The sequence below is a fragment of the Roseofilum sp. SBFL genome, assembly GCF_017746885.1.
Taxonomy (GTDB): Bacteria; Cyanobacteriota; Cyanobacteriia; order Cyanobacteriales; family Desertifilaceae; genus Roseofilum.
Genome location: NZ_JAGHZH010000094.1, coordinates 1 through 9834, shown reverse-complemented (window position 1 = coordinate 9834; position 9834 = coordinate 1). Strand labels below are relative to the sequence as shown.

At 44.3% G+C, this 9834-nt stretch carries 11 protein-coding genes; 3 read left to right on the top strand and 8 right to left on the bottom strand.

Translation table 11 applies throughout. The features are described from left to right. Nucleotides 1–235: 235 nt before the first annotated feature. The gene (gene ilvA / locus J7545_RS10545) at nt 236–1747 is read right to left on the bottom strand and encodes a threonine ammonia-lyase, biosynthetic (protein ID WP_318702189.1); all 1512 of its coding nucleotides are present in this window, start codon (nt 1745–1747) and stop codon (nt 236–238) included. Between the two features lie 149 nt (nt 1748–1896). On the opposite strand from ilvA, the gene J7545_RS10540 reads away from it, so the two are divergent. Then, entirely contained in the window at nt 1897–2115 is a 219-nt protein-coding gene (locus J7545_RS10540; RefSeq protein ID WP_318702188.1) for a ribbon-helix-helix domain-containing protein, read from the top strand. A 214-nt stretch (nt 2116–2329) separates the two neighbouring features. After that, the gene (locus tag J7545_RS10535; protein ID WP_318702187.1) at nt 2330–3307 is read left to right on the top strand and encodes an SDR family NAD(P)-dependent oxidoreductase; all 978 of its coding nucleotides are present in this window, start codon (nt 2330–2332) and stop codon (nt 3305–3307) included. Nucleotides 3308–3341: 34 nt separating this feature from the next. On the opposite strand, the gene arsC is transcribed toward J7545_RS10535, so the two are convergent. The 7 genes from arsC to J7545_RS10500 all read right to left on the bottom strand — a co-directional run bounded on the left by arsC (nt 3342) and on the right by J7545_RS10500 (nt 8869). Beyond that, nucleotides 3342–3734 carry an arsenate reductase, glutathione/glutaredoxin type gene (gene arsC, locus J7545_RS10530; RefSeq protein ID WP_318719532.1) on the bottom strand — a complete coding sequence of 131 codons (393 nt, stop codon included), beginning with the start codon at nt 3732–3734 and terminating at the stop codon, nt 3342–3344. Between the two features lie 86 nt (nt 3735–3820). Then, the gene (locus J7545_RS10525) at nt 3821–4492 is read right to left on the bottom strand and encodes an MIP/aquaporin family protein (RefSeq protein ID WP_271939339.1); all 672 of its coding nucleotides are present in this window, start codon (nt 4490–4492) and stop codon (nt 3821–3823) included. Between the two features lie 6 nt (nt 4493–4498). After that, nucleotides 4499–5527 (bottom strand): PstS family phosphate ABC transporter substrate-binding protein, encoded by a 1029-nt coding sequence (locus tag J7545_RS10520; protein ID WP_318702185.1) that lies wholly within the window; start codon nt 5525–5527, stop codon nt 4499–4501. 104 nt (nt 5528–5631) lie between these two features. Next, complete coding sequence (locus J7545_RS10515; protein WP_318702184.1) at nt 5632–7572, bottom strand: M48 family metallopeptidase; 1941 nt, start codon at nt 7570–7572, stop codon at nt 5632–5634. 17 nt (nt 7573–7589) lie between these two features. Beyond that, nucleotides 7590–7862: a hypothetical protein gene (locus J7545_RS10510; RefSeq protein ID WP_318702183.1), complete on the bottom strand. Its 273-nt coding sequence runs from the start codon at nt 7860–7862 to the stop codon at nt 7590–7592. Nucleotides 7863–7904: 42 nt separating this feature from the next. Next, on the bottom strand, nt 7905–8504 hold the full coding sequence (locus tag J7545_RS10505; RefSeq protein WP_318702181.1) for a LemA family protein: 600 nt from the start codon (nt 8502–8504) through the stop codon (nt 7905–7907). 170 nt (nt 8505–8674) lie between these two features. Then, nucleotides 8675–8869 carry a hypothetical protein gene (locus J7545_RS10500; protein WP_318702180.1) on the bottom strand — a complete coding sequence of 65 codons (195 nt, stop codon included), beginning with the start codon at nt 8867–8869 and terminating at the stop codon, nt 8675–8677. Nucleotides 8870–9240: 371 nt separating this feature from the next. Here J7545_RS10500 and J7545_RS10495 point away from each other — a divergent pair, with 371 nt between their 5' ends. After that, nucleotides 9241–9759, top strand: a complete 519-nt coding sequence (locus J7545_RS10495; RefSeq protein WP_318702179.1) for a hypothetical protein — start codon at nt 9241–9243, stop codon at nt 9757–9759. Nucleotides 9760–9834: the final 75 nt, after the last annotated feature.

The window sequence follows — 9834 nt, the reverse complement described above, 5'->3', positions numbered from 1 at the left end:
TTTACTCCTTCCAATGTGGCTCTTCTTTAGCTGAAGAATTAATGGAGTGCAAACCTCATAAGCGGTGGTTTTTTCCCCAAGGGCTACAGGCTCTATCCCTTATACAGTCTAGTTTTTAGCCTCCTTGTCACCCCTTAAGCACTGAAACCTATTCCCCATTCCCTATTCCCCATTCCCTATTCCCCATTCTCCATTCCCCATTCCCCATTCCCTAGCGCGCAGCGCTATAACTTCATCAAGCTAAGAATAATTTATAGGCAGGATTGTTGTTTTCGTCCCAATAGTGATAGCCTAAAGTGTCTAAAAACGCTTGCCATTCTGCCATTTCTTGGGGCGGGACTTGTATTCCCACGACAATACGCCCATAGTCTGCGCCATTATTGCGATAGTGGAAGAGACTAATATTCCAGTTGGGACTCATCGAGGCGACAAATTTCATCAGTGCGCCAGGGCGTTCGGGAAATTCAAAGCGGTATAATAATTCATGTTCTGCTAGGGCAGAGCGCCCACCAACCATATGCCGCAGATGCATTTTTGCCAGTTCATCATCGGTTAATTCTAGGGTTTTAAACCCTGTCTCTTCAAAGGTCTTGGCGATTTGAGCGGCATCTTCTCGGTCTTTGATTTGCACGCCGACAAAGATATGGGCAGAAGTGCGATCGGCGATGCGATAGTTAAATTCAGTTAGGTTACGTGTACCTAAACAGTCACAGAAGTGGCGTAAACTTCCGGGTTTTTCGGGAATGGTGACGGCAAAAATGGCTTCTCGGCGTTCTCCAAATTCAGCTCGCTCGGCAACAAACCGCAGGCGATCGAAGTTCATATTGGCACCACAGGCAACGGCAACAAGGGTTTGTCCTTGGATATTTTCCCGTTCTACATAGGCTTTAGCGCCGGCGATCGCCAATGCTCCCGCTGGTTCTACAATAGAGCGGGTATCTTCAAACATATCTTTGATGGCGGCACAAGTATCATCGGTTTCCACCACAATAATTTCATCCACATATTCTTGACAGAGGCGGAAGGTTTCTTCTCCCACTTCCCGCACCGCTACCCCATCAGCAAATAAGCCCACTTGGGGCAATCTCAACCGCTTTCCGGCTTTCAGGGATTGATTCATGGCATCGGAATCCACTGGCTCTACGCCAATAATTTTAGTTTCTGGATGCAGGCGTTTCACGTAAGCACCAATGCCAGAAATGAGACCTCCACCACCAATCGCTACAAAAACTGCATGAATCGGCTGTTGATATTGGCGTAAAATTTCCATCCCGATTGTGCCTTGTCCGGCAATTACATCCGGATCGTTAAAGGGATGAATAAATGTTAACCCTTTCTGGGCTTCGAGTTCGCGGGCATGACCATAAGCTTCATCGTAGGTTTCACCGTATAATACAACCTCTCCACCGTGCGATCGCACTGCATCCACTTTCACCTGGGGCGTAGTCACCGGCATCACAATCAACGCACGAGTTCCCAAATGTCGTGCAGCCAGGGCAACCCCTTGGGCATGATTCCCCGCAGAAGAAGCAATCACCCCTTGCGCTAACTGCTTTGGGGGCAGTTTTGCCATTCGGTTGTAAGCCCCCCGCAGCTTAAACGAAAATACTGATTGCATATCTTCCCGTTTCAGCAGCAAGCGATTCCCCAATCGCCGAGAAAGGTTGTTCGCCACTTCTAGGGGCGTTTCTTGGGCAACATCGTACACGCGAGCGGTGAGAATTTGGACAAGATAATCACAAAACATGGATCTGGGACACGGGCTGGAGGGTAAGGGTAGAATATTTCACTGTATCACGTTCCGATTCTCTGGGCAAAATTGGCAACAAGGGTTAAGATTTTTAGGGTAGCCCACAGTTTCCCTATTAGCTATTGGTGGAAAAAATAATTAATCCGATGAAACCTACCTCTATTTATTTACCAGAAGAGACAGAAGCCATCCTTCAAGAAATGGTGAATAAAACTGGAAAATCGATTCCTGAAATTATCCAAGAATTAGTCACCGATCATTTCACTCCTATCCCCAAAAAGTTACCCAAATCAATTGGGATGGGAGCCAGTGGAAGAAGCGATTTATCCTCTCAAACAGAAGCATTATTGTGGACAGAAGAATAATTGCAGATACCCGTGGAATTATTGCTTTTTTAGATCGCGACGGTGGATGCTAGTTTAGGGATTCTAGCAGAACGATATCAAATCACAAGAATTTTAACTTTAGACAGGAAGCATTTTAACTTAATCCAATCAGAACAAGTGAAATATTTAGAAATATTGCCTTGGTTTTTCTGCTACAGCACTGTTTACATTCATATGAGAGGTTCTCTAAACAATGACATCCAAACCACTTGAAGGGAAAATTGCCCTCGTTACGGGAGCATCTCGTGGATTAGGAAAAGGTATTGCCATCGGATTAGCCGAAGCTGGCGCAACGGTTTATATTACTGGCAGAACTCTGCATACTTCCGAGGAAGGCATGGGGAGTTTAGAAGAAACCCAAAAAGAACTTGAAGCAGCAGGTGGGGTAGGTATTCCCGTACAAGTGGATCATGCTGAGGATGAGCAGGTGCGCTTGTTGTTTGAGCGTATTGCTGATGAACAAAACGGACAGTTGGATCTATTGGTGAATAATGCTTATGCTGCTGTCTCTATGCTGAAAGAAACCTATGGCGAACCCTTTTGGGAATTGGAGCCGAATTTGTGGGATCGGGTGAACCAAGTGGGACTGCGGGGACATTATATCGCCAGCGTGTATGCGGCAAGAATGATGGTTCCTCGGAAACAGGGACTCATTTGTACTCTGTCTTCTTGGGGGGGATTGTTTCCGATATTTGGGGTGTTGTATGGGGTAGGCAAAACGGCGTGCGATCGCCTGGCGCTAGAATTAGCTCTAGAGCTTAAACCCCATAACATTACGTCCTTATCCATTTGGCCGGGAATTGTAGGTACAGAAAAATTCACCCAATTTGCCCAAGAGCAAGCATCGAGCGGAACACTACCAGAAAGAGGCAATCCGTTTGCTGATGGTTTTAACTGGGAAACTCCCTTATTAACTGGCCGCGTGATTGCCTGTTTAGCTGCGGATTCTCAGATTATAAGACGCACGGGAAAAGTGCAAATTGTTGCTGAACAAGCCCGACGCTATGGTGTAGTAGACCGAGAGGGCAATCAACCCGCATCTTTGCGGTCTTTACAGTTTATTTTACCCATGATTGCGCCCCAATTACGCGATCGTTCTACTTGGGTTCCCAATATCTATGTTCCCTGGTGGATCTTGATGTCTGGAGTACTCAAATCTCCTCAAGCTTAATTCCGAATTCCTAATAATGTTTGTAATTGGGAATCTATAATTTAGCCATTAATCCTTCTACTCGTTCCTTAATTTCCCCACGCACTCGTCGAAACGTTTCTAGAGGTTGACCATCGGGATCGTCGAGTTGCCAATCTTCAAAAATCTCTTGCAAAACCCAATCTTGGGGTAAGTTAACTCCACAGCCACAGAGGGAAATGACGGCATCATAGTCTTCAGCTTTGAATTCACTAATGGGATTCGAGGTTTGATCGGTAATATCAATTCCAATTTCTTGCATCATTTCAATCGCTGTGGGATGGACTCTAGAGGCTTCTAAACCGCAACTGGTCACTTCAATTTTGTTGTTGCCTAGAGTGCGAGCAAATCCTTCTGCCATTTGGGAACGACAGGAGTTTCTTTTACAGACAAACATGACTTTTTTCATAATGAATAGAGCGCTTTGCGTTCTGATAAGGGGATAGGGGAATGGGGGGATGGGGGGATGGGGAGATAGGGAGAGCAATCCCTCAGTTAATCATATTTGGGAGAGAGAGTGCGATAGACAATGACCGCAAGTTGGGCCCCAACAATGGGAGCGATCCAGTAGATTCCTTGGTAGTCCCAGAGACCGGAAACAAAAGCGGGGCCGAGCGATCGCGCGGGATTCATGCTTGCGCCAGTAATTGGACCCATAAATGCAGCTTCTAACCCCACAGTTAAGCCGATCGCCACTCCTGCAAATCCCGGATGAGCGCGGCGGTCTAAACCCGAACCCAAGATAACGAACATCAAGATAAAGGTGAGAATGGTTTCTAAGACCAGTGATTGCATTGCATTACCGTTGAGCGGTTGTGTGGCTCCCAGATCGGCAACCAGACCGATAGTATAGCGTAATACACAGGATGCGGCGATCGCCCCCAAACATTGACTGATGACATAGGGTAAGACCTTTTTTCCCGGAAACGATCCCATTGTCCAAAATCCCAAAGTCACCGCTGGATTAATATGGGCTTCACTAATATGGCCCGTGGCATAAATCATTGCCGCAACCACTGCACCGAAGACAAAACTAACTCCTAAATGGGTTAATGTACCCCCAGTTATGTCATTAACCATAACTGCGCCTGTGCCAGCAAAAACAAGAATAAATGTGCCTAATCCTTCAGTTAACGATTCCCGCCAATAAGGGGTTATTTTGGTCATCTTCAATTAATACTTAGCTTGCTTACGCATAAGCTCAGAAATAGAGAGGCCAAACTGAGATTGACCTTCAAAAACCGTGCCTACTTCCCCTTGATTATAGGTCACTTCATTAATATGATAAGCTTCCTCTGGTAAAGGCACATAACCCACTTCCTCAGCAATTCCTGGGGCTTGTTCTAAAAAGTAGTACACAAATTCTCTCATTGCTGGGTTGTTTTGAGCTGCCGTCAGATTAATATAGATAAACAAAGGACGAGCTAGAGGCTGATATTCACTTTTTTCCACTGTTTCCCTAGATGGAAAAACCGGCCCCTGACCACTATCAACACTCAGGGCTTTTAGCTCATCTTTATTTTGTTCGTAATAGGCTAATCCAAAATAACCTAAACTATTGACATCTGAGCTAACTTGTTGCTCCAGTAACCTATCATCTTCACTGGCAATATAATCGCTACGGCTCGAACCTGCACTCCCCGTAACTGCTTCAGTAAAATAATCATAGGTTCCTGAATCTGTCCCCGGCCCATACAATTTCAAAGGAGCGTTCGGCCAAGACGATCGAATTTGATTCCACCGAGTGATTTTCTGTTGGGCTTCCGGTTGCCAAATCTTTCGTAATTCATCAATCGTAATGTTTTCAATCCAATTATTTTGGGGATTAACCACAACAGTAATGGCATCAAAAGCGATCGGAAGCTCAATATAAGATACTTTTGCCTGTTTGCAAGCTTCCATTTCCGATAAACTAATGGGTCTAGAGGCATTATTAACTTCTGTTTTTCCTGCACAAAATTTCTTAAAGCCTCCCCCTGTCCCCGAAAATCCTACAGTTACCTCTACGGGAACACTCTGGGTTTCGTTAAAGCGATCGGCAGCCGTTTTAGTAATCGGATAAACGGTACTTGAACCATCAATATTAATGGGTTGGTAAGATTGATGGTTAGAGGATTGACACCCATTTAATAAGGAGGTAGCGGCCAGAGCTAATATAAAGAACCCTAGGAAGGGTTTAACTGTTTTAATAAAAATTTGCATAATTCCCCCAGTCTACCATTAGATACCCGCTTTTTATGATTTCAAAAAATGGTCAAATGTCAAGTTAAGATATGGTTAATCATAGGTTGATTTACGGTTAAATATTATTCAAGAGTCTCTAAAAATGGAGGAATGGGGCAATCTAAGAGAATGATAATCGTGCGTAACAATTCAGCTTGTTTAAGATTGACTTCGCGATCGTATAAAACGGTATGAGCGCAAGCATCTACAATGCGCTGTTTTACTTTTGGAGTAGTGTTGATCAGCCTTTTAAGACTTCTACGAATACTGCTCAGATTCACCGGACTCAGTTGGTTAGGAAGCGTTTTGTTAGACGCACCACGGAGTCGCTGCAATCCAGATTGAAAGGCCTCAATAGCTTGTTGCTTATCCTGATACCCCACTTTAGCTAATCCTGACAAAACGACCAGGCAATCATTCCAAGTTTCATGAGTAGATGGCGGTTTTGAGGGATGGTGAGGATGGAAATAGGGCGCGAGACGATGGAATAAAACAGCTTGTAGAGTGTATTCTGATAAGGATAATTTTCCGCCAGTATTAATCAGGGTTTGCAGTTGTTGACTCAAATGTTGATAACAGTCGGTTGACAGATGTCTGAGTACGGGAATGGTTAAATCAATTAAGGGTAAACGGTAGCGAGGATTTAAGTGTTCAAAACAGACGACAATCTGCCAAAGACGATTGAGTATTTCTGAGGGTTCGGTGGCTTTTAGGTGGGCAATTTGTTTCTGCCTAATCTCTCTGTTTTGTGAGTTTAAGAATAGTCCATAAATTATCGCCTGACAACCGCGATCGTCTGTGAGTGCTGTTTTGATCCGTTCTGGAAGTTGCACCAGCAAGGATTGGGCATAGTTGAGATGGGCGCTGTCCGTGTTGCCAATCTCCTCTACAATTGATTCTAGATCGACATGGATGGTTGTTTCTTGCAATCCACCTTGCAATCCACTTTGCAATCCACCTTGCAATCCGCTAATTCCTGGAGTCTCTGGTGATTCTAGAGCGGCGGTTCGTTCCTGTGCTGGTGGAGGAGCCTCCCCTTGTAATGTGCCAGTGGGCAAATTTTCCAAGCGTTCAATGCGCTCTGTCAGGGAGGGATGGGTGGCAAAGAGGCGGCTATTGAAGCTGCTGATAGCTTCCCCAAAAAATAAATGACTGGCTTCTTCGGCGGTGGGAGTCCTGATTTGAGAGCCGTCTCTTAAGTCTCCAATTTTACGCAGAGCGTTGGACAGTCCTAGGGGATTGCGGGTTAATTGGACGGCAGAAGCATCGGCTAAAAATTCTCGCTGACGGGAGATGGCGCTTTTAATCATTCGTCCGCAGATAAAGCCAATATATCCAATGGCTAAAACGGCGAGACTAGCAATAATCACAAGACCTTGCTTTTTTCGATTCACTCGAGGACCATTAGAAACCATGTGTAATATTTGTCGCCCTATAATGTGAATCAGTAAGATTCCCTGGATGACTCCCATGAGATATAAGTTGAGGCGCATATCGCCATAAATAATATGGCTAAATTCATGGGCAATTACGCCTTGAAGTTCATCTCGCTCGAGTTCGGTTAAGCATCCTTTGGTTACGCCAATGATGGCATCATTAACGGTAAACCCGGCGGCAAAGGCATTGATCCCGGCTTCGCGATCCATGATGTAGACTTGAGGAACGGAAACTCCGGAGGCGATCGCCATTTCTTCGACGACATTGAGCAGTTGTCGCTCTAGTTTATCGTAAGTGCCCGGATGAACCAAACGCGCGCCCAGACTAGAGGCAACGACTTTACCCCCGCCTCGCAATTGAAGGATTTTTGTCCCACTCCCCAACCCAACAATGAGCAAGACATTGAAGGCAACGATCGCTAAGATCTCTGGAGAATAGAGGGATTGCTGAGTTTGCACTTCTATGTAGACAACGATCGCTACCACAGCATAGATTGCCAAAATCATACCGATAATGGCGATCGCAAATAGGAAAATCAGATAAACGGTTTTCCGCTGTGCCTGCTCTTGATGTTCAAAAAAGTTCATCGTTTTCTAGGGCGCATTTATAATTTATCCAGTATATCCATCACTTGATTGTGAAAGTCTATAGCATCACTTCTTTCATTTTCCCAAGTTTTACTTCCTAATACTTGTATTCGTGCTTCGTCAAGAGGTAGATTATTCGTTTCCCCCCAAATTGAAAACGAAAAAGAGAGTGAGCAACCTATTTCCTTGAGGTAAGTTAAAACTTCTTCTTGAGTTTTATTTTCCACTAACATTTGGCGGCAATGCCTGGCTAAATCATCTCTTCTTTTTCTTGAATACTTGGAAGACATAGTAACCAACCAACAAAACAACACAATAAAGTCTATCGTTTTCTAGAAGGAAATAGTCGGCGCATTTTTCACATTGGGATCGGTTTCTTTAAGCAACTGTGCTGCCCGAAAGTTAAAGAAACTGGCGATCGTATTACTGGGGAACTCCTCACGCTTGGTATTGTAGAGCGTCACCGCATCGTTAAATGCCTGGCGAGCAAAGGCAATTTTATTTTCAGTCGATCGCAACTCTTCCATCAACTGAGCCATATTTCGATCTGCCTTCAAATCTGGATACGCCTCAGCTAAAGCAAACAGCCGTCCCAAAGATCCCGTTAGCATTGCCTCTGCATTGCCCAACGTCTGCATCGCAGTGGGATCGCCTGGTGCTTGAGAAGCTTGGGACGTGGCACTTACCGCCGCGTTTCTAGCTTGAATCACAGCGTCTAAGGTTTCCCGCTCGTGCTTCATGTACCCTTTCACCGCTTCCACCAAATTGGGAATTAAATCATAACGGCGGCGCAACTGCACATCAATCTGGGCAAAAGCATTCTGATATCGATTGCGTAACTTAACTAAAGAATTATATGAGCCAATGACGATAGACGCGAGAAGTGCCACTAACGTCCCTAGAACCGCTAGGGTTAGGAGTATTTGTACCATAACCTGACAACCCTTTAATATGGCTTAATTATACTACAGATAACATACCATTTGCCTAGGGTAAATAGCGATCGCGTCAATCTAGTCAAGATCCTCCCATAATTACCTCTGTTCGTTCTCAAAGTAATATAGTGCTTCACACTCTAGTCATAGCTTACGAAGCAGTCCGTTTAAACAATTTTCTTCAGCTCCAATGCCACACCATTCAACTGTTGGATACCCTCACCGATCTGTGTCATAGAACTGGCATTATCCTTTGCTCCAGCATTGATGCTAGTAATGGACTCAATAAGCTGTTCAACCGCAATTAGCTGTTGTTTTAAGTTCAAGGTAATTTGCTGGTTACTATGAACTACATTTGTCACTGAATTGTTCAGAGGATTTGATTTTCAATATCAATCATATTCTCTAAATCTGTTCGGATCAAATCCATGATTATTTTCCCTTTCTTTGATTTCACTAAACGCAACAATTCCTCTTCTTGATTATTTCTTTTGAACAGTACTGAGAATGATTCCAAAGCCAATAACTAAAACTTGCTTAATATTCATTGAACAAAAACTTTAATATTTTGGGGTTTACCTGCGTAAGCGTATATATTAATCATATATCTGAATAAAAAGACCCAACTCTATTTTACCCGATCGCCATCTGCACCCGCTAAAATCAAAGTATCAATTAAAAAGGATGTGTCATTATACCTAACAGTGATGGATTTAATTTGGAGAATACTCAAATGTTGCCCATACCCAAACCGGCTTGGTTTCTTACCCTCGGCAGTCTAACCTTAAGCAGCCTAACCTTTAACCCTTCAGCCTCAGCGCAAACCCTAGGGTTTTCCTGCCGGGATAACCAAATTTGTCCTGTGTTCAATATCTTGCTGCAAACGACAGAAGTTTTCACCCGGACTTGTCCACCGACTTCTGATAATCCCCAAGACTATGCTAATTATTTAGGCCAATGGATCGATCGGATTCCCCAAATTCAAGCTCAGGTTAATGCTTTAAACAGAAATAATTCGTATACTCCTACATTGCCTTCTTCACCTAATCAAGTGGTGAATTTTCTCAATACTTGGGTGGATATTGCCAGAATTGCCCAAACTCAAGCGAACCGGATTGAGCAAACTCTGGATAATTGCCCTTCTCGCCTGCCTGTCCTTCCGGATGGTTCGACGTTGCCTTCTATTTCTATGGAGACTGAATTTCCTAAAGTGTGTCAGTTCGATCCGAATACATTAACTTGGAAGTGTTAAGGTTAGGGAATAGGGAATATAGAGCGCATCACTATACAGCGCTTTGCGCTGTGATGGGGGGATGGGGGGATGGGG